General features: G+C 71.7%; 25 protein-coding genes. 20 read left to right on the top strand and 5 right to left on the bottom strand.

Translation table 11 applies throughout. From position 1 onward, the window contains the following. Window positions 1-199: 199 nt before the first annotated feature. Both arc and ABD691_RS23985 read left to right on the top strand, forming a co-directional pair. Window positions 200-1,993 carry a proteasome ATPase gene (arc, locus tag ABD691_RS23990; RefSeq protein ID WP_344683299.1) on the top strand — a complete coding sequence of 598 codons (1,794 nt, stop codon included), beginning with the start codon at window positions 200-202 and terminating at the stop codon, window positions 1,991-1,993. Window positions 1,994-2,084: 91 nt separating this feature from the next. Continuing rightward, window positions 2,085-3,023, top strand: coding sequence for an aldo/keto reductase (locus tag ABD691_RS23985; protein WP_344683297.1), 939 nt, complete (start codon window positions 2,085-2,087; stop codon window positions 3,021-3,023). Window positions 3,024-3,046: 23 nt separating this feature from the next. On the opposite strand, the gene ABD691_RS23980 is transcribed toward ABD691_RS23985, so the two are convergent. Continuing rightward, window positions 3,047-3,565 carry an NUDIX domain-containing protein gene (locus ABD691_RS23980; RefSeq protein WP_344683295.1) on the bottom strand — a complete coding sequence of 173 codons (519 nt, stop codon included), beginning with the start codon at window positions 3,563-3,565 and terminating at the stop codon, window positions 3,047-3,049. Window positions 3,566-3,658: 93 nt separating this feature from the next. On the opposite strand from ABD691_RS23980, the gene dop reads away from it, so the two are divergent. The 4 genes from dop to prcA all read left to right on the top strand — a co-directional run bounded on the left by dop (window position 3,659) and on the right by prcA (window position 7,299). Beyond that, the gene (gene dop / locus ABD691_RS23975) at window positions 3,659-5,158 is read left to right on the top strand and encodes a depupylase/deamidase Dop (protein WP_344683293.1); all 1,500 of its coding nucleotides are present in this window, start codon (window positions 3,659-3,661) and stop codon (window positions 5,156-5,158) included. 153 nt (window positions 5,159-5,311) lie between these two features. Next, window positions 5,312-5,503, top strand: a complete 192-nt coding sequence (locus ABD691_RS23970) for a ubiquitin-like protein Pup (RefSeq protein ID WP_009945868.1) — start codon at window positions 5,312-5,314, stop codon at window positions 5,501-5,503. A 158-nt stretch (window positions 5,504-5,661) separates the two neighbouring features. Beyond that, window positions 5,662-6,507 carry a proteasome subunit beta gene (gene prcB / locus ABD691_RS23965; protein WP_344683289.1) on the top strand — a complete coding sequence of 282 codons (846 nt, stop codon included), beginning with the start codon at window positions 5,662-5,664 and terminating at the stop codon, window positions 6,505-6,507. Between the two features lie 63 nt (window positions 6,508-6,570). Then, entirely contained in the window at window positions 6,571-7,299 is a 729-nt protein-coding gene (prcA, locus tag ABD691_RS23960) for a proteasome subunit alpha (RefSeq protein WP_344683287.1), read from the top strand. 1 nt (window position 7,300) lies between these two features. On the opposite strand, the gene ABD691_RS23955 is transcribed toward prcA, so the two are convergent. After that, complete coding sequence (locus ABD691_RS23955; protein ID WP_344683285.1) at window positions 7,301-8,779, bottom strand: bifunctional phosphatase PAP2/diacylglycerol kinase family protein; 1,479 nt, start codon at window positions 8,777-8,779, stop codon at window positions 7,301-7,303. A gap of 205 nt (window positions 8,780-8,984) precedes the next feature. Here ABD691_RS23955 and pafA point away from each other — a divergent pair, with 205 nt between their 5' ends. From pafA to ABD691_RS23940, 3 genes are all read left to right on the top strand, one after another. Then, a complete protein-coding gene (pafA, locus tag ABD691_RS23950; protein ID WP_344683283.1) occupies window positions 8,985-10,343 on the top strand; it encodes a Pup--protein ligase in 1,359 nt (452 codons plus the stop codon). A gap of 268 nt (window positions 10,344-10,611) precedes the next feature. After that, on the top strand, window positions 10,612-11,748 hold the full coding sequence (locus tag ABD691_RS23945; RefSeq protein ID WP_344683282.1) for a hypothetical protein: 1,137 nt from the start codon (window positions 10,612-10,614) through the stop codon (window positions 11,746-11,748). Next, window positions 11,745-12,353, top strand: coding sequence for a class F sortase (locus ABD691_RS23940; protein ID WP_344683280.1), 609 nt, complete (start codon window positions 11,745-11,747; stop codon window positions 12,351-12,353). The genes ABD691_RS23945 and ABD691_RS23940 overlap by 4 nt, the downstream gene beginning before the upstream one ends. Before the next feature lie 51 nt (window positions 12,354-12,404). On the opposite strand, the gene ABD691_RS23935 is transcribed toward ABD691_RS23940, so the two are convergent. After that, window positions 12,405-13,109: an SDR family oxidoreductase gene (locus tag ABD691_RS23935; RefSeq protein WP_344683278.1), complete on the bottom strand. Its 705-nt coding sequence runs from the start codon at window positions 13,107-13,109 to the stop codon at window positions 12,405-12,407. Window positions 13,110-13,337: 228 nt separating this feature from the next. Here ABD691_RS23935 and ABD691_RS23930 point away from each other — a divergent pair, with 228 nt between their 5' ends. The 11 genes from ABD691_RS23930 (at window position 13,338) to ABD691_RS23880 (ending at window position 23,560) form a co-directional block, all read left to right on the top strand. After that, window positions 13,338-13,727: a hypothetical protein gene (locus tag ABD691_RS23930; protein WP_425565148.1), complete on the top strand. Its 390-nt coding sequence runs from the start codon at window positions 13,338-13,340 to the stop codon at window positions 13,725-13,727. Window positions 13,728-13,755: 28 nt separating this feature from the next. Continuing rightward, entirely contained in the window at window positions 13,756-14,742 is a 987-nt protein-coding gene (locus ABD691_RS23925; RefSeq protein ID WP_344683277.1) for a helix-turn-helix transcriptional regulator, read from the top strand. Continuing rightward, complete coding sequence (locus ABD691_RS23920) at window positions 14,739-15,710, top strand: helix-turn-helix transcriptional regulator (protein WP_344683275.1); 972 nt, start codon at window positions 14,739-14,741, stop codon at window positions 15,708-15,710. Before ABD691_RS23925 ends, ABD691_RS23920 begins: the two co-directional genes overlap by 4 nt. A gap of 18 nt (window positions 15,711-15,728) precedes the next feature. Continuing rightward, window positions 15,729-15,935: a bacteriophage holin gene (locus ABD691_RS23915; RefSeq protein WP_344683273.1), complete on the top strand. Its 207-nt coding sequence runs from the start codon at window positions 15,729-15,731 to the stop codon at window positions 15,933-15,935. A gap of 69 nt (window positions 15,936-16,004) precedes the next feature. Then, window positions 16,005-16,271, top strand: a complete 267-nt coding sequence (tatA, locus tag ABD691_RS23910; protein ID WP_344683271.1) for a Sec-independent protein translocase subunit TatA — start codon at window positions 16,005-16,007, stop codon at window positions 16,269-16,271. Window positions 16,272-16,290: 19 nt separating this feature from the next. Then, complete coding sequence (gene tatC / locus ABD691_RS23905; protein ID WP_344683269.1) at window positions 16,291-17,268, top strand: twin-arginine translocase subunit TatC; 978 nt, start codon at window positions 16,291-16,293, stop codon at window positions 17,266-17,268. A gap of 161 nt (window positions 17,269-17,429) precedes the next feature. Continuing rightward, window positions 17,430-20,204: a DEAD/DEAH box helicase gene (locus tag ABD691_RS23900; RefSeq protein ID WP_344683267.1), complete on the top strand. Its 2,775-nt coding sequence runs from the start codon at window positions 17,430-17,432 to the stop codon at window positions 20,202-20,204. Window positions 20,205-20,301: 97 nt separating this feature from the next. Further along, on the top strand, window positions 20,302-20,829 hold the full coding sequence (locus ABD691_RS23895; protein WP_344683265.1) for a DUF4333 domain-containing protein: 528 nt from the start codon (window positions 20,302-20,304) through the stop codon (window positions 20,827-20,829). 42 nt (window positions 20,830-20,871) lie between these two features. Next, the gene (locus ABD691_RS23890) at window positions 20,872-22,077 is read left to right on the top strand and encodes a GNAT family N-acetyltransferase (protein ID WP_344683263.1); all 1,206 of its coding nucleotides are present in this window, start codon (window positions 20,872-20,874) and stop codon (window positions 22,075-22,077) included. A gap of 75 nt (window positions 22,078-22,152) precedes the next feature. Next, on the top strand, window positions 22,153-22,731 hold the full coding sequence (locus ABD691_RS23885; protein ID WP_425565147.1) for a TetR/AcrR family transcriptional regulator: 579 nt from the start codon (window positions 22,153-22,155) through the stop codon (window positions 22,729-22,731). A gap of 25 nt (window positions 22,732-22,756) precedes the next feature. Then, window positions 22,757-23,560 carry an MBL fold metallo-hydrolase gene (locus tag ABD691_RS23880; RefSeq protein WP_344683261.1) on the top strand — a complete coding sequence of 268 codons (804 nt, stop codon included), beginning with the start codon at window positions 22,757-22,759 and terminating at the stop codon, window positions 23,558-23,560. Here the strand turns inward: ABD691_RS23880 and ABD691_RS23875 are convergent. Together ABD691_RS23875 and ABD691_RS23870 are read right to left on the bottom strand one after the other, a co-directional pair. Continuing rightward, a complete protein-coding gene (locus tag ABD691_RS23875) occupies window positions 23,537-24,451 on the bottom strand; it encodes a 5'-3' exonuclease (RefSeq protein ID WP_344683518.1) in 915 nt (304 codons plus the stop codon). The two genes, ABD691_RS23880 and ABD691_RS23875, sit on opposite strands and share 24 nt — an antisense overlap. A gap of 83 nt (window positions 24,452-24,534) precedes the next feature. Further along, window positions 24,535-26,172: a putative PEP-binding protein gene (locus ABD691_RS23870; protein WP_344683259.1), complete on the bottom strand. Its 1,638-nt coding sequence runs from the start codon at window positions 26,170-26,172 to the stop codon at window positions 24,535-24,537. Window positions 26,173-26,259: the final 87 nt, after the last annotated feature.

Raw genomic sequence — 26,259 nt, 5'->3', positions numbered from 1 at the left:
CGCCCGTGCCATGATCATCTACGCAGCGTGGCCGAACCCGGGGTTCGCACTCCCGTCACCCTGGTACCAACCTGACGTCATTCATGTGTAATCCCCGATTTTTGTGGCACGCTGGGCGATCCGGCGGGCAATCACGACGCCGCCGTCGTCGGTGATCGCCGGTACCGTGGTGGTACGAGCACGGGAGGAGGGTGCCGACATGCAGCACGACCGTCCCGGCAGCCGACCTGAGGAGGGCGGCGAGCAGCAGATCGGCGGTAATGCCGAGCTCAACAGCCAGGTTCGTCTTCTCGAAGACGAAGTGGCGATGCTGCGCCGCAGGCTCAACGAGTCCCCCCAGCAGGTCCGGTTGCTGGAAAAGCGGCTGGCCGAGGCATCCGAGAGAGTGAGCCAGCTCACCGAACGGAACGCCAAACTCACCGAAACCCTGAAGGAAGCGCGCAGCCAGCTGATGGCTCTGCGCGAGGAGGTCGACCGGCTCGCCCAGCCCCCCAGCGGCTACGGCGTGTTCCTCGACTCGTTCGAGGACGGCACGGTCGACGTGTTCACCTCCGGACGGAGGATGCGGGTCTCCGTGTCACCGAACGTGGCCACCGAGGAACTCCGGCTCGGCCAGTCGGTGCGGCTCAACGAGGCGCTGACGGTGGTCGAGGCCGGTGCCTTCGAGCAGACCGGTGAGGTGTGCACGTTCCGGGAACTGCTGCCCGTCGACGGCGGCAGCCGCACCCCGCGGGCCCTGGTGCTCGGGCACACCGACGAGGAGCGGGTGGTCTGGCTGACCGACCCGCTTGCCGAGTCCGGGCTCAAGGCCGGGGACTCGGTGCTGGTCGACAGCAAGGCGGGCTACGCCTACGACCTGGTGCCCAAGGCCGAGGTCGAGGACCTCGTGCTGGAGGAGGTGCCCGACGTCGGTTACAACGACATCGGCGGGCTGGGCAACCAGATCGAGCAGATCCGGGACGCGGTGGAACTGCCGTTCCTGCACTCCGACCTCTACGTCGAGTACCAGCTGCGGCCCCCCAAGGGCGTGCTGCTCTACGGCCCGCCGGGCTGCGGCAAGACGCTCATCGCCAAGGCGGTGGCCAACTCGCTGGCCAAGAAGGTCGCGGCGGCCCGGGGTGACGACGACGGGCAGGCCAAGTCCTACTTCCTCAACATCAAGGGCCCCGAGCTGCTGAACAAGTTCGTGGGCGAGACCGAGCGGCACATCCGGCTGATCTTCCAGCGGGCTCGGGAGAAGGCGTCCGAGGGCACCCCGGTGATCGTGTTCTTCGACGAGATGGACTCGATCTTCCGCACCCGCGGCAGCGGCGTCTCCTCCGACGTCGAGACGACCATCGTCCCGCAGCTGCTCAGCGAGATCGACGGTGTCGAGGGGCTGGAGAACGTCATCGTCATCGGCGCCTCCAACCGCGAGGACATGATCGACCCGGCGATCCTGCGTCCCGGCAGGCTCGACGTGAAGATCAAGATCGAGCGGCCGGACGCGGAGTCGGCCAAGGACATCTTCTCCAAGTACCTCACCAAGCAGCTCCCGATCCACGAGGAGGACCTGCGGGAGTTCGGCGGCGACCAGCAGTCGTGCGTGGAGGCGATGATCCAGACGACCGTCGAGCGGATGTACGCCGAGACCGAGGAGAACCGGTTCCTGGAGGTCACCTACGCCAACGGGGACAAGGAAGTCCTGTACTTCAAGGACTTCAACTCCGGCGCGATGATCCAGAACATCGTGGACCGGGCGAAGAAGGCCGCCATCAAGGCGGTCCTGGAGACCGGTCAGCCCGGCCTGCGGGTGCAGCACCTGCAGGACGCCATCATCGACGAGTTCGCCGAGAACGAGGACCTGCCCAACACCACCAACCCGGACGACTGGGCGCGGATCTCGGGCAAGAAGGGCGAGCGCATCGTCTACATCCGGACCCTGGTCAGCGGGAAGAACCAGGAGTCGGGACGGGCGATCGACACGGCCACCAACACCGGCCAGTACCTGTAGGACCGACGCGTTCCCGGGGCCGCCACCAGCCAGGTGGCGGCCCCGGTCGCGTCGAGTGTCGATCCCGGCCCGCACCCGTTAGTTTCGGGGCATGATCTCCACCGAACGGCTCGGCCTCGGGCTCGCCGCGCTCGGCCGCCCCGCATACATCAACGTCGGACGCGCCGGCGTGCTGCCGGAACTGCGCACCGCGCAGGAGATGCGGGAGCGGACCAGGGTCGTGCTCGACGCCGCGCACGCGCACGGTCTGCGGTGGGTCGACACCGCGCGTTCCTACGGCAGCGCCGAGGAGTTCCTGGCGAACTGGCTGTCCGAGCGCGGCCACGGGGACGTCACGGTGTCGAGCAAGTGGGGTTACGCCTACGTCGCGCAGTGGCGCATCGAGACCGAGGTGCACGAGGTCAAGGAGCACTCGGTCGAGCGCCTGCGCACCCAGTGGGCCGAGACCCGCGCGCTGCTCGGCGACCGGGTGCACCTCTACCAGGTGCACTCGCTGACCTCCGACAGCCCGCTGTTCGACGACCTCGCGCTCCAGCACGAGCTGGCCCGGATCCGGGACTCCGGGGTGCGGCTCGGGTTCTCCACCAGCGGTGCCGCGCAGGCGGACGCGATCGAGCGGGGGTGGGAGCTGGAGGTAGGCGGTGCCCAGCTGTTCAGCGCGGTGCAGTCGACCTGGAACTCGCTGGAGCCCTCGGCCGGGCGCGCCTTGGCCGAGGTGCACCACGGCGGCTGGCAGGTGCTGGTCAAGGAGAGCCTGGCCAACGGCAGGCTCGCGGTCGAACCGCCGGAACAGCTGGTGCGGCTGGCCGAACGGCACGGTGTCGGGCCCGACGCGATCGCCCTGGCGCACGTGCTGGCGCAGCCCTGGGCCGACATCGTGCTCATCGGTCCGGCCAGCGTCGAGCAGCTGAACTCGAACCTGGCCGCCCGCGCGGTCCAGCTCTCCGAAGGGGACCTCGCGGCCCTGGCCCCGCTCGCGCGGGACGCGGCGACCTACTGGGGCGAACGCGCGGCCCTGCCCTGGCACTGAGCCGGCCACCGCCCGCGGAGCGCTCAGCGCGCCTCTGCGTTCCTGGCGAACCACTCCTCGATGAACTGGCGCCCGTCGGGAACGAAGGGCCACCGCGGATCGCTCAGCCGCTCCCGCAGCTCCGCGAGCGGCATCCACCAGCCTTCGGCGACCTCCTCCGGCTGGTGGACGATCGGGCCGTCCCAGAGGACTTCGTGGAGGAAGGCGTGGAACCGCACCGATCCCAGGTCGTGGACGGTGCGGAACAGCGGCACCGGCCGGGCGGTCACGCCGAGCTCCTCGGCGACCTCCCGCTCGGCCGTCCGCTCGGGCTGCTCGCCCGCGGCGACCACGCCCCCCGCCCAGCAGTCGTGCATGCCGGGGAAGACGTCCTTGGTCCAGGTCCTGCGGTGGACGTAAACCGAAGCGCGGTCGGGGGACAGGACCAGGACCTCGCCCGCCGCGTGCCAGAGCCCCTCGGCCCGCATCCGCCGCCGGGTCGCGCTGCCCACGACACGCCCGGCCTCGTCGTACAGCGCCACCAGCTCGTTCTGCGCACTCACGGCGCTGATCATCCACCCGGACGCACCGGATCGGCACCGCGCAGTTCCGTCCGGCCCTCTGCCAACGGCCGCGAAACCCGTACGCTGCGAGGTATGCGGCGGATCATGGGAACCGAGGTGGAGTACGGCATCGTCGTGCCGGGCGATTCGAGCGCGAACCCGGTGCTGACCTCCACCCACATCGTGCTCGCCTACGCGGCGGCGGCCGACATCCCCCGCGCGCGGCGCGCGCGCTGGGACTACGAGGTCGAGTCGCCGCTGCGCGACGCCCGGGGCTTCGACCTCGGCGCGGCGGCGCAGCAGCCCAACGGCTCCGACGGCGACGACCTCGGCGCGGCCAACGTCATCCTGACCAACGGTGCCCGGTTGTACGTCGACCACGCGCACCCCGAGTACTCCGCGCCCGAGGTGACCAACCCGCGGGACGCGGTCGTGTGGGACAAGGCCGGGGAGCGGGTGATGGAGGAGGCCGCGATCCGCGCGGCGAGCGTCCCCGGCACCGCGCCGATGCAGCTCTACAAGAACAACGTCGACGGCAAGGGCGCCAGCTACGGCACCCACGAGAACTACCTGATGGCCCGCAACACCCCGTTCACCTCGGTGATCGCCGGGCTGACCCCGTTCTTCGCGTCCCGGCAGGTGATCTGCGGGTCCGGCCGGGTCGGCATCGGCCAGGCGGGGGAGAAGCCCGGGTTCCAGCTCTCCCAGCGCGCCGACTACATCGAGGTCGAGGTCGGGCTGGAGACCACCCTCAAGCGCGGCATCATCAACACCCGCGACGAGCCGCACGCCGACGCCGACAAGTACCGCAGGCTGCACGTGATCATCGGCGACGCCAACCTCGCCGAGACCTCCACGTACCTCAAGCTCGGCAGCACCGCGCTGGTGCTGGACATGATCGAGGCCGGGCAGCGCTTCGACGACCTCAAGCTGGCCGACCCGGTGCAGGCGGTGCACCTGATCAGCCACGACCCGACCCTCAAGCAGACCGTCGAGCTCTCCGACGGACGCCGCTTCACCGGCCTGGACCTGCAGCGGGCCTACCACGAGCGCGCCGCCCGCCACCTCGACGAGCACGGCGGCGAGCGCTCCGCCCGCGAGGTGCTCGACACCTGGGGCGAGGTGCTCGACCTGCTCGCGGGCGACCCGATGGACTGCTCCGACCGGCTGGACTGGCCCGCCAAGCTGCGGCTGCTGGAGAACTACCGGACCCGTGACAACCTGGGCTGGGCCTCGCCGCGGCTGCACATGATCGACCTGCAGTACTCCGACGTGCGGATGGACAAGGGCCTCTACAACCGGCTGGTGGCGCGCGGTTCGATGAAGCGCCTGGTCACCGAGGAGGAGGTGCGGGCCGCGGTCACCGACCCGCCGGAGGACACCCGGGCCTACTTCCGGGGCCGCTGCCTGGAGCGCTACCCGGCCGCGGTCGCCGCCGCGTCGTGGGACTCGGTGATCTTCGACCTGGGCCGGGAGTCGCTGGTCCGCATCCCCACCCTGGAGCCGCTGCGCGGCACCCGCGCGCACGTGGGCGAACTGCTCGACGCCGCGCGCAGCGCCGAGGAGCTCGTGGACTCCCTGACCAGGGGATGAAACACCACGTTTCGTGCACGTCAGCGGGCGGGGAAAGATCGAAAAGACGCCCGCATGGCTGTGGGCGAACGGGTGGTCGGATGGGTAGTGTTCACACCATGGATGCGCGGCACTGAAGCCGGTGTCCTCGGAAGGCGACCACCGGGAGGCAAGATGTCCCAGGAAAAGGTTCAGCGGCACGGCGGCGGCGACGGCGAAGAGGAATCGGGGCCGGAGGCCGCCGGTCAGGAACGTCGCGAGAAGCTCGGCGAGGACGTCGACGCCATCCTGGACGAGATCGACGACGTCCTGGAGGAGAACGCCGAGGACTTCGTCCGCGCGTACGTCCAGAAGGGCGGTCAGTAGTCCCCAGCCCGGACGACCCGGACCGGCGTGACCGGTCCGGCGCCGTCCGGGTGCGAACCTGACCGTCCGACGCCGCACCGGATCCTCGCGGAACGTCCGGTGTGGCAGGACCACGGCTAGAGTGCAACCGAAACTTCGAGCAGGAGACGATGTCGCCGATGGAATCCAGCTCGGCCCGGTTCCCGGGTCAGGCCCTGCCCGCCGCCTACCTCACCCCGGGGTCGTCGTCGTTCGCCGACTTCCTCCGCACCACCGCTCCCGAGCTGGTGCCGGGCGGCCGCCCGGTCCCGGACGGGGTCGTGGAGGCCCCGCACGGAACCACCATCGTCGCCATGACCTTCAACGGCGGCGTCCTGCTGGCCGGTGACCGGCGCGCGACCATGGGCAACCTGATCGCCCAGCGGGACATGGAGAAGCTCTACGTCACCGACGACTACTCCGCCGTCGGCATCGCGGGCACGGCGGGCGTCGCGCTGGAGATGGTGCGGCTTTACGCGATCGAGCTGGAGCACTACGAGAAGCTCGAAGGCGTGTCGTTGTCGCTGGACGGCAAGGCCAACCGGCTGGCCACCATGCTGCGCGGCAACCTCCAGGGCGCGATGGCCGGCCTGGCGGTGGTGCCGCTGTTCGCCGGGTTCGACGTCGACGCCGACGACCCGGCCACGGCCGGGCGGATCGTCTCCTACGACATCACCGGCGGGCGCTACAACGAGCTGGGCGGCTACCACGCGGTCGGTTCCGGTTCGCTGTTCGCGAAATCGGCGCTGAAGAAGCGCTTCGACCCGGAGGCCGACGCCGACACCGCGGTGCGCAACGCCGTCGAGGCGCTCTACGACGCCGCCGACGACGACACCGCGACCGGCGGCCCGGACCTGTCCCGCCGGATCTACCCGTCGATCATCACCATCACCGGCGCCGAGGGCGCGAACCGGCTGTCCGAGGAGCGGGCCGCCGAGATCGCGACCGAGGTCGTCAACGGCCGCATGGAGAACCCGGGCGGCTGACCCCCGCCCCCGATCGCCGTCAACCTCGCCGCGGGCGACCGATCCGACCAGGAGTGCACTGTCGTGACGATGCCGTTCTACACCTCTCCCGAGCAGTTGATGCGGGAGCGTTCCGAGCTCGCCCGCAAGGGCATCTCGCGGGGACGCAGCGTGGTGGTCCTGAAGTACGCGGGTGGCGTGCTGTTCGTCGCCGAGAACCCGTCGACGACGCTGCACAAGGTCTCCGAGATCTACGACCGGATCGGCTTCGCCGCGGTCGGCCGCTACAGCGAGTTCGAGAGCCTGCGGGTGGCCGGGGTCCGCATCGCCGACGTGCGCGGCTACTCCTACGACCGCCGCGACGTCACCGGCCGGGCGCTGGCCAACACCTACGCCCAGCACCTCGGCGCGATCTTCACCGAGCAGATCAAGCCGTTCGAGGTCGAGATCTGCGTCGCCGAGGTCGGCCAGACCGCCGACTCCGACCAGCTCTACCGGCTGACCTACGACGGTTCGATCGTCGACGAGCCGCAGTTCGTGGTGATGGGCGGCCAGGCCGACACCATCACCACCGCGCTGAAGGACTCCTTCACCGAAGGCCTGGAGCTGGCCGCTGCCGCCGAGGTCGCGATCCGGGCGTTGTCGACCGGTGGGGAGGGCTCGCGGGAGCTCGGCGCCGGGCAGCTGGAGGTCGCGGTGCTCGACCGCGCCAAGCCGAACCGCACCTTCCGCCGGATCACCGGCGCGGCGCTGAAAGCGCTGCTGCCCAAGCAGGACGAGCCGGAGTCCGGAAGCGACGACGAGAAGAGCTGACTCAGTCCACTGTGGCCGGACGGTAGACGCTCAGCACGTTCTCGTGCGCGGTGAACGAGAACCGCGTGCCGGGCTCGTGCACCTCGCCGTCGGTGGCCAGCGCCACCGGCGTCCCGCGGACCACGACGTCCATCGTGGACACCCGGCGCTCGACGTAGATGTGGCTGCTGTGCAGCGCGCCCGTCATCGCCGCGAGCACGAAGCGCAGCCGGGAGAAGCGGCGGTCGGCGCGGACCATCCGCACGTCCAGCGTCCCGTTGTCCAGACGGGGGCGCCACGCGGGCGCGAAGCCGTGCGGTGCGTAGGCGCCGTTGCCGACGAACAGCACCCAGACCCGGTGGTGCCGGCCGTCGATTTCCACGTCGAGCGGGCTGGACTCGTAGAGCACCCGGATCAGCGCCATCGCCGCGGCGGGCCACTTGCCCCAGCGCGGTTCCCACTTCTCGCGGAAGCGCACCATGTCCGGGTAGCCGCCGAGGCTGGCGGTGTTGATGAACCAGTCGGTGGGCCGGTCGTCGATGGCGACCCCGCCCAGGTCGACGGTGGCGCCGGATCCGCTCGCGACCGAGTCGGCGACCGAGGCCAGGTCCTCCACCCCGATGTCGCGGGCGAAGTGGTTGAGCGTGCCCGCGGACACCACGGCCAGCGGCAGCCCGTACTCGGTCGCCACCGACGCCACCGCGGCCACGGTGCCGTCGCCCCCGGCGACCCCCAGCGCGCGGACGGAGCCGCCTGCCTGGTCGAGCCGCTGGTGCAGCCCCTCGACCAGGTCCTCCGCCGGCTCGGGGTGCACGATCACGGCCTTCGGCCAGTTCTGGCAGATCCAGTCCTCGGGGTCGAGCTGGCCGTTGCCGGACCCGGGGTTGACCAGGGCCAGCATGCCTTCGCCGTCCTCCAGCGCCGGCACCTCCGACGGGTGCTCGCTGGCCGCGGGCTCGTCCGGCCGCAGCGGCCACCAGTGCCTGGTGCCCCAGGCCATCCCCGCCCCGACGGCCGCGCCGCACAGCACGTCGGTCGGCCAGTGCACCCCGGTGTGGACTCGGGAGTAGGCGACAGCCGCCGCGACCGGGACGACGACCGCCCCGGTCGCGGGGGACTCCATCGTGACGGCTGTGGCGAATGCGGCGGCCGAGGCGGCGTGGCCGGACGGGAACGACGACGACGTGGGCGGGTCGCTGAGCCTCCGGTGCCGGGGCATCAGCTCGGCCGCCGGGCGCCTGCGCGGGAACAGCGGTTTGCCGACCAGGTTCGCGGTCGCGCTGGCGCCGGCGATGGCGGCCACGCCGCGCAGCGCCGCCCGCCGGGTCGGGCCCTTGCGGCAGGCCAGCAGCGCGGCGGTGGTCAGCCACAGCACGCTGTGGTCGGCGGCGGTGGTCAGGGCCTTGAGACCGCGGTCGGCCGGGGAGGCGGGCAACCGGGCGCTGCGCCGCGCCAGCCTGCGGTCGCCGCGGTTGACGACCTCGCGAAACCTGTCCAGCACGCGGGCGACGTTACCCGCGGGTTCGACCAGCGGCTGCCCGGCCCGGAGGGTGCGGTTGAGCCGTCCGGACAACGGGAAAAAGGCCCTTGCGGCCCTGTCATCGCGTGATGACCAGGACGAACCTCACCCTGCGACACCGTTTTCCCGCGCAACGAAGCCCGAACGGCGGACCGCCGGTTGACGCAAATACGCCTAGTGTGGACATATGCAGCGGAGGATCTTCGGCATCGAGACCGAGTTCGGGGTCACGTGCACCTTCCACGGGCAGCGTCGGCTCTCTCCGGACGAGGTGGCCAGGTACCTGTTCCGGCGGGTCGTGTCGTGGGGGCGTTCCTCGAACGTCTTCCTGCGCAACGGCGCCCGCCTCTACCTCGACGTTGGCTCGCATCCGGAGTACGCGACCGCCGAGTGCGACGACCTCGTCCAGCTGGTGACCCACGACAAGGCGGGGGAGCGGATCCTGGAGGACCTGCTCATCGATGCCGAACGGCGGCTCGCCGACGAGGGCATCGGCGGCGACATCTTCCTGTTCAAGAACAACACCGACTCCGCGGGCAACTCCTACGGCTGCCACGAGAACTACCTGGTGGGCCGGTCGGGCGAGTTCTCCCGGATCGCCGACGTGCTGCTGCCGTTCCTGGTCACCCGCCAGCTCATCTGCGGGGCGGGCAAGGTGCTGCAGACCCCGCGCGGCGCGGTGTACTGCCTGTCCCAGCGCGCCGAGCACATCTGGGAGGGCGTGTCCAGCGCGACGACCCGCTCGCGGCCGATCATCAACACCCGCGACGAGCCGCACGCCGACGCCGAGCGGTACCGGCGGCTGCACGTCATCGTGGGCGACTCGAACATGTCCGAGGTGACCACCCTGCTCAAGGTGGGGGCGGCCAACCTGGTGCTGGAGATGGTCGAGCAGGGCGTGCAGTTCCGGGACTTCAGCCTGGACAACCCGATCCGCGCGATCCGCGAGATCAGCCACGACCTGACCGGCAGGCGCACGGTCCGGCTCGCGGGCGGCCGGGAGGCGTCGGCGCTGGACATCCAGCGCGAGTACTACGGCCGCGCGGTCGACCACGTCGCCCGGCGCGGTTCGGACCCGATGTCGGAGCGCATCCTCGACCTGTGGGGCCGGGCGCTGGAGGCGATCGACAAGCAGGACTACTCGCTGATCGACCGCGAGGTGGACTGGGCGATCAAGCTGCGGCTGCTGGAGCGCTACCGCAACAAGCACGGCCTGGAGCTGTCCAGCCCGCGCATCGCGCAGCTCGACCTCGCCTACCACGACATCCGGCGCGGCCGGGGCCTGTTCGACATGCTCCAGCGCAAGGACCTGGTGGACCGGGCGACCGAGGACGGCGAGATCGAGGCGGCCAAGGACACGCCGCCGCAGAGCACCCGGGCCAAGCTGCGCGGTGACTTCATCGCCGCGGCGCAGACCGCGGGCCGGGACTTCACGGTCGACTGGGTGCACCTGAAGCTCAACGACCAGGCGCAGCGCACGGTGCTGTGCAAGGACCCGTTCCGCGCGGTCGACGAGCGGGTGGAGCGGCTGATCAGCTCCCTGTAACCCGAGCAACCCGCAAGCACGAGCGACGGCGCGGCGCCTCCGATCCCGGGGGCGCCGCGCCGTTTCGCTGGTGCGCGGCGAAGTCGCCCCCCTGGTCCTCGTGGGGGTCGGCACCCTCCGGATTCTCGGGTTCCGGCACGTGCCCTCGGGTGCGGACACCATCGAATCGGTCTCGCCAGGACGCGACTCTTCTGGTCATGGCGATGCGGCAACGCGGGCCCATCCAAAGAGACCGACGCCCCTCGGGGCTGGATTTGCGAGAGTGTCCATGAACAAGACGTTGCGGAACTTCGGGGTGATCTTCGCGGGGGCGGCGTGCTGCGCGCTGGCACCGGCCACTGCCCTCGCCGCACCAGCGCCCTCCCCGGCCGGGATCCACCGCGACCTGGGCGGTTTCCACCGGGATACCGGTGATTACGGGAGCGGTTCGTCCTCGAGCGACAGCTCCGGCTCGGGGTCGGGCAGTGGCTCGGGCAGCAGCTCGGGCGGTTCCGGCTCGGGCTCGGACTCGGGCTCCACCGGTTCTTCGGGCTCTTCGGGCTCTTCGGGGTCCGGCTCGGGCACCGAGTCCGGCAGTGACTCGGGCACCCAGCAGGAGCCCGGCAGGCAGAACTTCCTGCCCGGTCTCCCGCTGCCCGGCCTGCCCGGAATTCCGCTGCCAGGTATCCCGTTGCCGGGGATTCCGCTGCCGGGCATCCCGCTTCCGGGGATCCCCGGGATCCCGGGGCTGCCGGGTGGTCCCACGCCCCCGCCTCCGCCGCCACCGCCGCCGATCCCGAAGCCGCCGATCGACATCTGCAAGCTGATCCCACTGCCCTTCGTGTGCGGCAATACGCCGAAGCCTCCGCCTCCGCCGCCGCCACCGAAGCCGCCGGTTCCCAAGCCGCCGATCAACATCTGCAAGATCCAGCCGAAGCTCTGCGAGCCGATTCCCAAGCCGGAACCCAAGCCCAAGCCCGAGCCAAAGCCCGAGCCGAAGCCGGAACCGAAACCGAACCCGAAGCCCGAGCCGAAGCCTGAGCCCAAGCCGGAACCGAAGCCCAAGCCGAAGCCTGAGCCCAAGCCGGAACCGAAGCCCAAGCCGGAACCCAAGCCTGAGCCGAAGCCGGAACCCAAGCCGAACCCGAAGCCCTACCCGGGGCCGAGCCCGTACCCGTATCCGGGAACTGACACGGGCAAGCCCGCGACGGGCGGTGCGCCCGGTGGCGTCACCTTCGCCGGTGACGAGGCCGCGCAGGTGACCGAAGTCCCGCAGGGCTCGGTCGACACCGGTGGCGGCGGAGCGGAAGGGCCCGACGGAACCCTGCTGGCCGCCGGGGCCGCGCTGGTCGCGGGTACCGCGGTGGGCGGATACGTCCTGCGCCGCCGGGTGACCGGCACGGACGACGAGGAGCGCAGGCCGTGAACGCGACGAACACGAGCCGGAACGGGGGCCGCCTGCTGATCACGGCGGCGGTCACCGTCCTCACCTTCCTGGTGCTGCTGTCCGGCTGGGCGCTGATGTCCGGCGGGCCGTCCTACCAGCCGGAGGCCGGGGTCCAGGCCGCCTCCGCGATGCCGGAGTCCAAGCCGGTGGCGGTCGACATCCCGGCGATCGGGGCGCAGTCGTCGCTGGTCGAGCTCGGGCTGGGCCGGAACAAGGAGCTCCAGGTGCCGCCGGTGTCGCAGCCCAAGCAGGCAGGCTGGTACCGGGGCGGGCCCACCCCCGGCGAAGCGGGTCCGGCGGTGATCGCCGGGCACGTCGACGGCGGCGGGCAGAAGGGGATCTTCAACCGGTTGCACGAGCTGCGGCCCGGCGACGTCGTCGACGTGCAGCGGGAGGACGGGTCGACCGCGCGGTTCGGCGTCCAGCAGGTGGTCCAGGTGCCCAAGTCGGCCTTCCCGACCCGGGAGGTCTACGGCAGCACACCGGACGCGCAGCTGCGGCTGATCACCTGCGGGGGATCGTTCGACAGCAAGGCGCACAGCTACCGCGACAACGTGATCGTCTTCGCGAACCTCGTGGCCTGACCGGGAGCGGACGTGGCAGGTGGGTTTTCCCGCCTGCCACGTTTCCGCGTGCTACCGCAGGGGATCCTGCCCGGTGGGGCGGACGACGATCTCGTTGACGTCGACCGAGGCCGGTTGCCGCAGCGCGTACAGCACGGCTTCGGCGACGTCCGCGGGCCGCAGCCTGGGCACCTCGTGCCGCGTCGGGGTGCTCATGTCCGTCTCGACCCTGCCCGGCTGGACGATGGTGACGCGGACGCCGGTGCCGACGCACTCGGCCCGGATGTTCTGCGCCATCCCGGTGACGGCCCACTTCGTCGCGGAGTACAGGTTGCCCGGCCTGATCCCGCGTCCGGCCGCGGAGCCGGTCAGCAGCAGGTGACCGCGCGATCGGACCAGCGCGGGCAGCGCGGCGCGGGCGGTGATCGCGGGGCCGTAGACGTTGGTCAGCACCATGTCGCGCCACTGCTCCGGTTCGGCGCCGCCGTTGCCCAGGAACGAGGTCTCGACGCTCAGCCCCGCGTTGGCCACCGCCGCGTCGAGCTGCCCGAAGTGGTCCTCGGCGCGTTCGACCGCGGCGCTGACCTGCGACCAGTCGGTGACGTCGCAGATCAGCGGGATCGCGTCGGCCGGGCCGAGCTCGTCGACCAGCGTCGAGAGCGGTTCCGCGGAGCGGGACAGCAGCGCCAGCCGGTATCCGGCGGCTGCCGCCGCGCGGGCGGTCGCCGCGCCGATTCCGCGGGAGGCGCCGGTGATGAGCATGACCGGTGCGGGCATGTGGGCCAGCTTAGGGCCCTCCGGGCACCCTCGATCATATTTGCCCGCGCGATTCCTTCAGTGTCAATCGAAATCAAGCCGGTGTTGTGGCGGGGATCGAACCGCTGTGCACCGGGAACAGCTGTGCACTGAGGACGGATGAGTGGGAAACGGCCCGTGAGGCAGGTATTTCTGCTCTGCCCGCCACCGGCTCCGCCGGGTGTACTCGGCACTGCTCACGGAGAACGCTTGCGGTGGCTGGGGAAACCGCAGCGCTGGGGACGACCCGGGAGCTTCGCCGAACGTGAGGACCACATCCGGTTCTCCGGAACCGGCGACCACCAGGGGGAGGTGGGGACCGTGTCCCGCGTGCTGTCCGAACTCGACGACCCCGAACTCAACAACCGAGAACTCGCGGCCCTTCGCGCGGTCGCCGCCGGGCGGGTCGAGATGACCTGCAGCTCCGAGCCGGACCTCTACGTCGACGGCCTGCTGTTCAGCGACCAGGCGACGGCGCGGCGGCTGGTCCACCGCGGCTTCCTGACCGGCGCCGTGGCGGGCGTGCCCGGCGCGCGGGTGCCCGCCGTGCTCACCGGCGACGGCGTGGCCTGCGTCGAGTCCGCGGACCCGAACACTTGATCACATGGTGTGGAGCTAGAGTTTCGAAGTGGCCACTATGCGTGCCGAACGCCTGGTGAACCTGGTGTTGTGCCTGCTGTCCACTCGCCAGTACCTCACGGCGGAGCGGATCCGGAGCATCGTGCCGGGCTACGCCGGCGCACCCAGCGACGAGGCGTTCTTCCGGACCTTCGAACGGGACAAGGCCGAGCTGCGAGACCTGGGCATCCCGCTGGAAACCGGGCGCAACTCGGCGTTCGACCTCACCGACGGGTACCGCATCGCCCGCCGGGACTACGAGCTCGGCGATATCGACCTGCGCCCGGACGAGGCCGCCGCGGTCGCGCTGGCCGTCCGGCTCTGGGACTCGCCGGAGCTCACGGGCGCCGCCCGCGGCGCGCTGCTGAAGCTGCGGGCCGCCGGGGTCGACGTCGACGAGCGGGCGTCCGCGGCCATCGAGCCCAAGGTCCGCACCAGCGAGCCCGCGTTCGGCCCGCTGCTGGCGGCGGTGCAGTCCGGCCGCGCGGTGGTCTTCGACTACCGGCGCCCGAGCAGCCAGGAGGCGCAGCAGCGCACCGTCGAGCCGTGGGGCGTGGTGTCGTGGCGGGGCCGCTGGTACCTCGTCGGCCACGACCGGGACCGGCGGGCCGAGCGCTGCTTCCGGCTGTCCCGGATGGGCGGGGAGGTCAAGGCGTTCGGGCCGCGGGACGCCGTGCAGCGCCCCGCCGACGTCGACCTGCTGCGCGTGGTCGCCGGTGACGAGCGGGAGCCCTCACCGAGCGCCCTGGCCAGGCTGTGGGTCGAGCGCGGCCGGGCGCAGGGGCTGCGGCGCCGGGCGTCGGTGGTCGGCGAGATGGAGCTGGACGGCGTCGCGGGCGACATCGTCGAACTCGACCTGGTGTACCCGGACTCGGCGGCGACCTGGATTGCCGGGTACGGCCCGGACGTGGCCGTGCTGGAACCCGACACGCTGCGCAAGACGGTGTACGAGACGCACCTCGGCGCGGCACGCGACCGAGGGGAACCTGGGGAATGAGGAGCGCGACCGACCGGCTGCCGCGGCTGCTCGCCCTGGTGCCGTACCTGCTGAGCCGGCCGGGCATCCCGGTCGCCGACGCCGCGGCCGACTTCGGGGTCGGCGAGCAGCAGCTGCGGCGCGACCTGGAACTGCTGTGGATGTGCGGGCTGCCCGGCTACGGCCCTGGCGACCTGATCGACCTGTCCTTCGAGGGCGAGACGGTCACCGTCACCTACGACGCGGGCATGAACCGGCCGCTGCGGCTGACCGCGTCGGAGGCCACCGCGCTGCTGGTCGCGCTGCGGGCGCTGGCCGACACCCCGGGCGTCGCCGACACCGACGCGGTGCAGCGGGCGCTGGCGAAGGTGGAGAACGCCGTCGGCCAGGCCCGTCCGGCGGGCGTGGTCGTCGGGCTAGCGGGCCGGGAGGGCGCGCTGGGCCCGGGCGTCCGGGAGACGGTGCAGCGGGCCACCTCGCAGGGGCGTGCGCTGCGGATGCGCTACTACACCGCCTCGCGCGACGAGATCAGCGAGCGGACCGTGGACCCGATGCGGCTGCTGCTCATCGACGGCCGCAGCTACCTGGAGGCGTGGTGCCGCCAGGCGGGCGGGATGCGGTTGTTCCGGCTGGACCGCATCGACGACGTCGAGGCCCTCGACGAGCCCGCGCAGCCGCCGCCGGAGGCCGAGCCCGCGGACTTCTCCGACGGCCTGTTCCGGCCGATGCCGGACCAGCCCGTCGCGGAGCTGGAGCTGGACCCGGACGCCCGCTGGATCGCCGAGTACTACCCGGTGGACGAGGTCACCGAGCTGCCGGGCGGCCGGGCCCGGGTGCGGATGCGCTACTCGGACCGGTCCTGGATGGTGCGGCTGGTGCTCGGGCAGGGCGGCCGGGTCCGCGTCTCCAGTCCCGACGACCTGGCCTGTGACGTGCGTCAACGCGCTGAATCCGCGTTGACGCGGGCACGTCATCTGCCGTCCACCTGAGGGGGTTACGGTGATCGCGTGCCGTATGTGTTGAGCCTGGTCCTTCTCGGCCTGGGGCTGCTGCTGCTCCTGTTCCTGGTGATCCGGATGTTCGCCGCGCTGCGCCGCTTCCGGGCCATGCAGCGGCGGGTCGTCGAGGACCTCGACGACCGCAGCGGTCTGCTGAAAGCACGCATGGCGGGCGTCCGAGTGGCGCTGGCCGAGCGTCGCCACGGGTCTGTTTAGCGGCGCTACTGACTACTAGCCTTTCCGCGTAGCATGGATGCGCCGGAACCAACGAAAGGGTGTGCACGGATGGGTCTGCCAGGTGGATGGGAGCTCGTACTCATCGTCGGTGTCTTGGTGCTGCTCTTCGGTGCCACCAAGCTGCCGCAGATGGCGCGCTCCCTGGGGCAGTCCGCGCGGGTCTTCAAGGCCGAGGCGCGCGGGATGAAGGCCGACGAGGAAGCCGCCAAGGCGGCGAAGGCCAAGGAGCCGCAGCAGCTCGCCCCCGGCGAGTCCAGCGCGCCCACGGCCGCGTCCTCCATCGAGGAAACGCAGCGCAACGACACCAAGAAGTGACTGAGGACGGGAACTCACGGTGGGTAGTCCGCTGCGCCGCCTGAACCCGTTCCGCGCCGATCGGCGCAGATGGGGTCGTCGGCACAACCCCGACGGCACGATGACTCTCGTCGATCACCTCTTCGAGCTGCGCTACCGGCTCGGCGTGGCCATGGTCGCGGTGGTCGTCGGCGGTGCCTTCGGTTTCTGGTGGTTCTCCAACACGCTGTTCGGCCTGCCGTCGCTGGGCGACCTGATCACCGGCCCGTACTGCGCGATGCCGCCGGAGATGCGCTTCAGCCCGACTCCTGGCAAGTGCCAGCTGCTGCAGACCAAGCCGTTCGAGGTCTTCATGCTCCGGCTCAAGGTCGGTGTCTCGGTCGGTGCGGTGCTGTTCAGCCCGGTGTGGCTGTACCAGCTGTGGGCGTTCATCACGCCCGGCCTCTACGCCAAGGAGCGCAAGTTCGCCGGCACCTTCGTGGGCTTCGCGAGCGTGCTGTTCGTCGCGGGCGCGGTCCTGGCGTACTTCGTGGTCCCGGAGGGCCTGACCTTCATGGCCGGGTTCGGCGGGGACACCTTCTTCACCGCCCTCACCGGTGGTGACTACATCAACTTCGTGCTGCTGATGCTGGTGATCTTCGGCGTGAGCTTCGAGCTGCCGCTGATCCTGGTGATGCTCAACCGGGCCGGTGTCATCACCTACGCCAAGCTGAAGAGCTGGTGGCGCGGACTGGTGTTCGCGCTGTTCGTCTTCGCCGCGGTGGCGACCCCGGGGCAGGACCCGATCTCGATGCTGGCGCTGGCCGCCGCGCTGAGCGTGCTGTTCGGCATCGCCGTGCTGATGTGCCGCGCGCACGACCGCTCCAAGGCCAAGAAGCTGGAGAAGCAGGGCATGAGCGGCATCGGCCTGGACGAGGCGTCGGAGATCGACTACCGGCCGTCCCAGCTGGACGTCACGCCCTCCGCGCCGCCCGCGTCGGACCTGTCGGCACCGCCCAAGCAGGACGACGTCACCTAGCGGTACCGCTTGGTCTGAGTGCTTCAGGTGTTCGCTGGCGAGGACAGTCCCGTTCGCTTGTATGGGGCTCCGAAGCGGCAGGACCGCTTCGGAGCCTCCGCCGTCTGAGAAGCTCAGCACGTCCCGCGACGCCTGTCGGTGTGATGTGAAAACCTTGAGGGGTGGCTGCAAGCCGTTCGAACCTCACCAAGCTGTCCCCGTCCGACGGGTACGCGGCGCACGCGCGGCGCAGTGCGCACCCGAAGCTCACCGACTTCACCGGGCAGCTGTCCTTCGAGCTCGACCCCTTCCAGCGCACCGCGTGCCAGGCCCTCGAAGCGGGCCACGGCGTGCTGGTGTGCGCCCCGACCGGCGCGGGCAAGACGGTGGTCGGCGAGTTCGCCGTGCACCTGGCGCTCTCGGAGGGCCGGAAGTGCTTCTACACCACGCCGATCAAGGCGTTGTCCAACCAGAAGTACGCCGACCTGTGCGAGCGCCACGGCGATGACGCGGTCGGGCTGCTGACCGGCGACACGTCGATCAACGGCAACGCCCAGGTGGTCGTGATGACCACCGAGGTGCTGCGCAACATGCTCTACGCCGGTTCCAGCACGATCGACCAGCTCGGCTACGTCGTGATGGACGAGGTGCACTACCTGGCCGACCGGTTCCGCGGTGCGGTGTGGGAGGAAGTGATCCTGCACCTGCCGGAGTACGTGCAGGTCGCGAGCCTGTCGGCGACGGTGAGCAACGCCGAGGAGTTCGGCGAGTGGCTGGTGGAGGTGCGCGGCGACACCACGGTGGTCGTCGACGAGCACCGGCCGGTGCCGCTGTGGCAGCACATGCTGGTCGGCCCCCGCATGTTCGACCTGTTCGGCGGGGAGACCCAGGACCGCGAGCTGCGGATCAACCCGAACCTGCTGCGCCACACCCAGGAGCTGGCCCGGGTGCACACGCCCTACGGGCGCCGCGGCGGCCCGAACGGCAAGCGCAAGGGGCCCAAGCCGCCGCGGTTCTACGCGCCGTCGCGGGTGGAGATCCTCAACGGGCTCGACGCGGCCGGGCTGCTGCCCGCGATCGTGTTCATCTTCAGCCGTGCGGGCTGCGACGCCGCCGTCAACCAGTGCGTGCGCGCCGGGATGCGCCTGACCAGCGAGGACGAGGTCGACGAGATCCGCGGGATCGTCGACGAGCACACCAGCAACCTGCCCGAGTCGGACCTGGCGGTGCTGGGCTACTGGGAGTGGCGGGACGCGCTGGAGCGCGGGGTCGCCGCGCACCACGCCGGCCTGCTGCCCGCGTTCAAGGAGACCGTCGAGGAGCTGTTCGTCCGCGGTCTGGTCAAGGCCGTGTTCGCCACCGAGACGCTCGCGCTGGGCATCAACATGCCCGCGCGGACGGTGGTGCTGGAGAAGCTGGTCAAGTTCAACGGCGAGTCGCACGTCGACCTCAGCCCGGGCGAGTACACCCAGCTCACCGGCCGCGCCGGGCGGCGGGGCATCGACATCGAGGGCCACGCGGTGGTGGTGTGGCAGCCGGGGATCGACCCGAAGCAGGTCGCCGGGCTGGCCTCGACCCGGACCTACCCGCTGCGGTCGTCGTTCCGGCCCGGCTACAACATGGCGGTCAACCTGGTGCAGCGGGTCGGCCGGGAGTCGGCGCGGGAGCTGCTGGAGCAGTCCTTCGCGCAGTTCCAGGCGGACCGCTCGGTGGTCGGCGTGTCCCGGCGGGTGGACCGCAACGCCGAGGCGCTGGCCGGGTACGCCGAGTCGATGCGCTGCCACCTCGGCGACTTCGACGAGTACTTCCAGCTGCGCAAGCGGATCTCCGATCGGGAGAAGGCGCTGGCCAGGCAGAACCGCGCGTCGCGCCGCGCGGAGGCGGCGAAGTCGCTGGAGCGGCTGCGCAAGGGCGACGTGATCGCGGTGCCCGCGGGCCGCCGTTCCGGGCTGGCGGTGGTCATCGACCCGGGCCTGGAACCGATGGGCGAGCCCCGGCCGCTGGTGGTCACCGAGGACCGCTGGTCGGGCAGGCTGTCGGTGGCCGACTTCACCTCGCCGGTGGAGGCGCTGGGCAAGATCAAGCTGCCCAAGCACGTCGACACCCGCTCGCCGAAGTCGCGCCGCGACCTGGCCTCGACGCTGCGCCAGACCGGCATCAGCACCCCGGGCGGCCGGTCCCGCCGCCGGTCCGACTCCGGGGACGACGCCGAGCTGGCGACCCTGCGGCGCGCGCTGAAGGCGCACCCGTGCCACGGCTGCGACGACCGGGAGAACCACGCGCGCTGGGCGGAGCGCTACGAGCGGCTGCGCAGCGAGAACGACGCGCTGCGGCGCAAGGTCGCGACCACGACGCATTCGCTGGCGCGCTCGTTCGACCGGATCATCGCGCTGCTGGCCGAGCGGGACTACGTGCTGCCGGACGACGACGAGGCCCCGGTCACCGAGCACGGCAGGCGGCTGACCCGGCTCTACAGCGAGTCCGACCTGCTCGCGGCCGAGTGCCTGCGGGTCGGCGTGTGGGAGAAGCTGGGCCCCGCCGAGCTGGCGGCGGTGGTGTCGTCGCTGGTGTACGAGTCGCGGCGGGAGGGGCCGATGGCGCCGCAGGTGCCGTCGGGCCCGGTCTCCGACGCGCTGGGCGCGACCTGGCGGCTGTGGGGCGAGCTGGAGGACGACGAGCGCAGGCACAAGCTGGACCGCACCCGCGAGCCCGATCCGGGCTTCGCCTGGCCGGTGTACCGCTGGGCGCGCGGCGAGTCGCTGGAGCGGGTGCTCACCGCGGCGGAGTCGACCGGGCACGAGCTCTCGGCCGGTGACTTCGTGCGCTGGTGCCGCCAGGTCGTGGACCTGCTCGACCAGATCCGCGACGTGGTCGGCAAGTCCGACCCGGTGGGCGGGACGGCGGCCAAGGCGGTCACCGCGATCCGCCGCGGCGTGGTGGCCGCCGGCGTGGTGTGAACGCCCGCATGGGCGGCGCGGCCGGAAATCCGGCTGTGGTTGGATTCGGTGTCGGATTTCGGATCACCGGCTTGGTGATCGGCGCGCGGAGGTGACGATGTCGAGCCCCTACGGGCCGCCCGGGGGACCGCCCCAGTGGGGACAGCGACCCCCCGGTCCTGGGCCGTACCAGGGCGGGGTTCCGCAGGCAGGGCCGGCGTACGGCAGGCAGCCCGGTTACCCGGCGCCGTCCTACGGCGCGCCGGGCTACGGCTACGGGCCGCCGCCCGGGTTCGGTCCCGGTGCTCCGGTCCCGGGCAAGAAGAAGCGCTCCGCGCTGCCGTGGGTGCTGAGCTCGGCCGTGCTGGTCGTGGTGGCCGCTGTGGTGCTGGTGCTGGGGTTCGTGACGCCGGGCTGGTTCGTCCGCACGGTGTTCGACGCCGCGAGCGTCGAGCAGGGCGTGCAGCAGACCTTGGAGGGCTCCTACCGGCTCGGCGCGGTCGAGTCGGTCACCTGCCCGTCCGGGCAGGCGGTCCGGGCGCAGACCAGGTTCGACTGCCAGGTCAGCGTCAACGGCGCCGAGAAGACGGTCACCGTGACGGTCAAGAACGACAAGGGCGTCTACGAGGTCGGGCACCCGCGCTGAAACCGCTCGACGGTCCGGTGACCGGCGGGCAGGATCGGCGTCGTGAGCGATCTCGACGTGCGGCCGGTGGCCGAATCCGAATTCCGCGACGCCAACTCCCTGTTCCTGCGGACCCTGCACATTCCCCCGGCGTCCGACGACCAGTGGGAGCGCAGCTCCGCGCGGTACGAGCCGGGACGGGTGCTGGGGGCGTTCGTCGACGGCGAACTGGCCGGGACCGCGATGGCGCAGTCGAGTTCGCTGGCCGTTCCCGGCGGTGCGGTGCTGCCTGCCGGTGCGGTGACCAACGTCGGGGTCCGGGCCGACCGGACTCGCCGCGGGGCGCTGACCGCGCTTAAGCGGGCGCAGTTCGCCGACGCCCGGGAGCGCGGCGAGCCGCTGACCATGCTGCACGCCTCGGAAGCGGTCATCTACGGGCGGTTCGGCTACGGCGTGGCCACTCGCGCGCGCAAGGTGCGGCTCGACCGCGCGCGTGCGGTCCCGCACCCGGACGTTCCGGCCGGGGGAGCCGTGCGGCTGGTGGACGCGGCGACGGCGGAGAAGGTCCTGCCCGAGGTGTACCGCCGGATCGGGTTAACCAGGCCCGGGATGATGAGCCGCCCGGACGGCTGGTGGCGGCACCGGTTGTCCGCGCTCCAGCAGAACGCGGTCGTCGTCGTGCACAGCGATGACCACGGCGTCGACGACGGTTTCGCGCTCTACGAGGCCAAGGCCAACGACTACCGCTTCGACGACGGCATGATCACGATCCAGGTCGGCGACGTGCAGGCCGCGGACACGACCGCGCTGGCGGGCCTGTGGCGCTTCCTGCTGGAGCTGGACATGGCGCACCGGATCGAGGCGGTGGACCGCCCGGTGAACGAGCCGCTGGAGTGGTGGCTGACCGACCGCAGGCAGTGCCGGGTCACCGGTGTCGGCGACGACCTGTGGCTGCGGCTGGTCGACGTGCCCGCCGCGCTGGGGGCGCGGAGCTTCGGCGCGGCCGATCCGGTCGTGATCGCGGTCCGGGATCCGTTCCTGCCGGAGAACTCCGGCTCCTACCGCATCGGGCCCGAGGCCGTCCGGTGCGCCGACGACCCGCAGCTGGCCGTCGGCGTCGACGTGCTCGCCTCGCTGTACCTGGGTGACGTGTCGGTGTCGGAGCTGGTGGCGGCGGGCCGGGTCGAGGTGCGCGATCCGGCCGCGGTCGCGGCGGCCGACCGGCTGTTCGCCACGGCCGAACCGCCCTGGTGCGGCACGGCTTTCTGACCGTCCGGCCCGCCTGCTTCCGGGCGGGCCGCTTCTTCCCTTGAAAATAAGTAGACCGACTGTCATATTTTAAGGGTGAAGAAGGGCGAACGGACCAGGCAGCAGATGCTCGACACGGCCATGGGGCTGTTCCAGCGGCAGGGCTACCACGCGACCGGCCTCAACCAGGTGCTCAAGGAGTCCGAGGCGCCGCGCGGCTCGTTGTACTTCCACTTCCCGGGCGGCAAGCAGCAGCTCGCGGCCGAGGCGGTCGAGGTCGCGGGCAGGCGGATGTGCGAGCTGATCGAGGAGTTGCTGCGAAGGGCCGAGGATCCGGAGCAGGCGGCGGCACTGCTGGTCGACGCGTTCTCCGCGGTGCTGGAGGGATCGGACTTCCAAAGCGGTTGTCCGATCGCGACGGTCGCGCTGGAGGCCACCGCGGACAGCTCCGAGGTGCGTTCCGCGTGCGGCGGCGCGTACGGCTCGTGGCTGGAGGTGCTCGAATCCCGTTTCGTCGACTGGGGAGTTCCCGGTGACGAGGCAGGTGATCTCGCCGCGGTCGCACTGTCCATGGTGGAGGGTGCGCTGCTGCTGGCGCGGGTGCAGCGGGACGTCTCGGTCCTGCGGGCCGTCGGCCGCAGGCTGGCCGCGCTGCTGGAGTCCGCCCGCCGATGAAACTGTTGCCGACGAGGGAGAACCGATGCGGGTGCACCACCTGAACTGCGCAACGATGCGGCCACTGGGCGGACGGCTGGTGGACGCGCGCAGCCCGCTGCTGGAGCCGGCGCGACTGGTCTGCCACTGCCTGCTGATCGAGACCGAGCAGGGGCTGGTGCTGGTCGACACCGGTCTCGGCACGCTCGACGTCACCACCCACCGGCTCGCCCTGGAGCCCAGCTGGCTCCGGCTCGCCCGCCCGGTGCTCGACCTCACCGAGACCGCCGTCGCGCAGGTCAGAGCTCTCGGGTACAGCGCGGAGGACGTGCGGCACATCGTGCTGACCCACCTCGACCGCGACCACGCGGGCGGCCTGCCGGACTTCCCGCACGCCCAGGTCCACGTGCTCGCCGCCGAGCACGAGGCGCGGGGCGACCGGCGCTACCTGCCGCACCAGTGGCAGCACGGTCCGAAGTGGACGCTGCACCGGCCGGAGGGGGAGCGGTGGTTCGGCTTCGAGGCGGTGCGCGACATCCCCGGCTTGCCGCCGGAAATCCTGCTCGTCCCGCTGCCCGGCCACACCCTCGGGCACACCGCGGTCGCGGTGCGGGCGGACGGCGGATGGCTGCTGCACGCCGGGGACGCCTACTTCTTCCACGGCCAGATGGAAACCCGCCCGTGGTGCACGTCAGCGCTGCGGTACTTCCAGCACCGCATGCAGGTCGACGGTCCCCGGCGGCGGCACAACCGCGACCGCCTGCACGACCTGGCGACCGCGCACCGAGGCGAGATCGAGGTGTTCTCCGCCCACGACGCGACCGAGCTAGAGCGTTACCGCCGCCAGTAGCCGGTCCGCGCTGGCCCCGAGCCTCCAGCGCTCCTGGAGCTCGGCGACCCGGTCGGTGTCCACGGTGGATGGCAGCGCGTCCTGCTCGCGGTCGACCACGACAGGCGCGTCCCGCACGACCCGCACCACCGACGGCGCCGCGGCGAGGTAGTCGGCGGCATCGGCGAGCATCGCCCGCACCCGGGGCGTCACGCCCGTGCCGCCGGCCGCCGCCTCCAGCAGCGCCTCCAGCGAACCGAACTGGGTGATCAGCTTGGCCGCGGTCTTCTCGCCGATGCCCGCCACGCCGGGCAGCCCGTCGGACGGGTCGCCGCGCAGCACCGCCATCTCGGCGTAGGCGTCGCCCGCCCGCTCCGGGGCCAGCCCGTACCGCTCGGCCAGCTCCGCCGGGCCGTAGTCCTGGGCTTTGGCCAGCCCGCCGCCGACGTAGATCACCCGCACCGGCGTCGGCTCCGCGCGGACCAGCTGGAACAGGTCGCGGTCGCCGGTGACGACCTCGACCGGATCGCGCTGCTCGCGGTGCGCCAGCGCGCCGATGACGTCGTCGGCCTCGAAGCCCTCGGCCTCGGCGGTGGCGATGCCCAGCGCGTCCAGCAGGTCCAGGATCACCGGGATCTGCGGGGTGAGCGTGTCCGGCACGTCCTCCTCGGCGGGGTCGGCCTCGGCGACCCGGTGCGCCTTGTAGGACGGCAGCGCGTCCACCCGGAACTGCGGTCGCCAGTCGTTGTCCAGGCAGGCGACCAGCCGACCGGGCCGCCGCTCGGCCACGAGCTTGGCGAGCATGTCGCAGAACCCGCGCACCGAGTTCACCGGCGTGCCGTCCGGCGCGGTCAGCGAGTCCGGCAGCGCGTAGTACGAGCGGAACCACAGCCCCGCCGAGTCGATCAGCATCAGAGGACCTGTCACGGCTGACCAGCCTGTCATGCCCCACCGACGGTCGCGACCAAGCCCCGCCTCCCCGAAGTTCCCGTTCGTCAGAGCGCTTCGCGCGCGGCGCGGCGGGCCCGGAGCGGATCGCGCTCGCCCAGCGCCGCCCGCGCGGCCCGTTCGAACCGCGCCAGCGGCTGCTCCGACAACGCGGCGCCCACGGCGGTCAGCGCGGTCGGAACCATCGACAGGCTGGTGATCCCGAGCCCGGCCAGCACGCCAGCCAGCAGCGGATCGGCGGCGGCTTCGCCGCAGACGCCGACCGGCTTGCCCAGCTCGCGGCCCGCCGAGCCGAGCATCGCCACCAGCCGCAGGAGTCCCGGCTGCCACGGGTCGTTGAGCGCGGCCAGCGCACCGGTCATCCGGTCGGCGGCGAAGGCGTACTGGGCGAGGTCGTTGGTGCCCACGCTGACGAAGTCGACCGCGTCGAGGATCTCCGCCGCGCACAGCGCCGCGGACGGGATCTCGACCATGACGCCGACGCGGCGGAGCCCCGCGGCGCGGGCACGCTCGGCGAACCACGCCGCCTCGTCGGCGGTCGCCACCATCGGCGCCATCACCGACACGTCGGCGCCGGTGTCGCCCGCGGCCGAGGCGATCGCGTCGAGCTGACGGTCGAGGATGTCCGGCCGGTCGAACGCGACCCGGATCCCGCGCACGCCCAGCGCCGGATTCGGTTCGGCTGCGGCGTTGAGGAACGGAAGCGGTTTGTCCGCACCGGCGTCCAGGGTGCGGACCACGACCGGCCTGCCCGCGCAGGGCGCGAAGGTCTCGGCGTAGGCGGCCCGCTGGACGTGCGGGTCGGGCTCGCTCGTGGCGGCCAGGAAGCAGAATTCCGTGCGGAACAGGCCGATCCCCTCGGCTCCGGCCGCGATGGCGGCCTCGGCGTCGGCGGGGGAGCCGACGTTGGCCAGCACCTTGACGGGCTGGTCGTCGGCGGTGCGCCCGACGCCGTCCCACTCCCGGTCGCGGACGGTCGTCGAGGTCTCCACGGCCACCAGCCGGTCGAGCAGTTCGACCGTCCCGGCCTCCCCGTCCACCCGCGCCGACTCGGCGGCACCGGCGAGCACCCCGCGGGCGGCGACCACGGCGGGAATTCCCAGCGAACGGGCCAGGATCGCGGTGTGGCTGGTCGGGCCGCCCTCCTCGGTGACCAGCGCGAGCACCAGGTCCGGGTCCAGGTCGGCGGTGTCGGCCGGCGCCAGGTCGCGGGCGACCAGCACCGCGGGCCCGGTCAGCTCCGGCACGCCGGGGACCGGGGTTCCGGTCAGCTCGGCGATCAGCCGGTCGCGGACGTCCCGCACGTCCTGGACCCGTTCGGCCATGTAGCCGCCCGCCGCGGCGAGCAGCCCGGTGAACTCCTCGGCCGCCTCGAACACCGCGCGGGCCGCGGGCAGGCGGTGCGCGGTAACCAGCTTCTCGGCGTTGGCCAGCAGCGAGGAGTCGGCGGCCATCGCCGCCGTGGTCTCCAGGATCGACCGGGCATCACCGGTCACCGCCCGCGCCCGATCGGACAGCCGTCGCGCGACGGCGTCGGACGCGGGCCGGATGCGGGCGGCTTCGGCGGCGGGGTCGGCGGGAGCGGGGCTGGAGGCCGGTTCGCTCATCGGCTCGGCCACCCGCGCGACCGGGCCGGACACGCGCCCGGCGCTGACGCCCACACCCTGCACTGTCGTCGTGGTCATGTCCGCTCCTCGGGTTTCCGGCTGTTGTCGAAGCCTTGACAATATGGCAACAAGAGTCACAATCAGGCAATACCAAACACGAACCGG

The organism is Saccharopolyspora taberi (assembly GCF_039534165.1).
In the GTDB taxonomy this organism is placed as follows: domain Bacteria; phylum Actinomycetota; class Actinomycetes; order Mycobacteriales; family Pseudonocardiaceae; genus Saccharopolyspora_D; species Saccharopolyspora_D taberi.
Note: the sequence above shows the minus strand (reverse complement) of the source record. Positions and strands in the feature narration are given on the sequence as shown.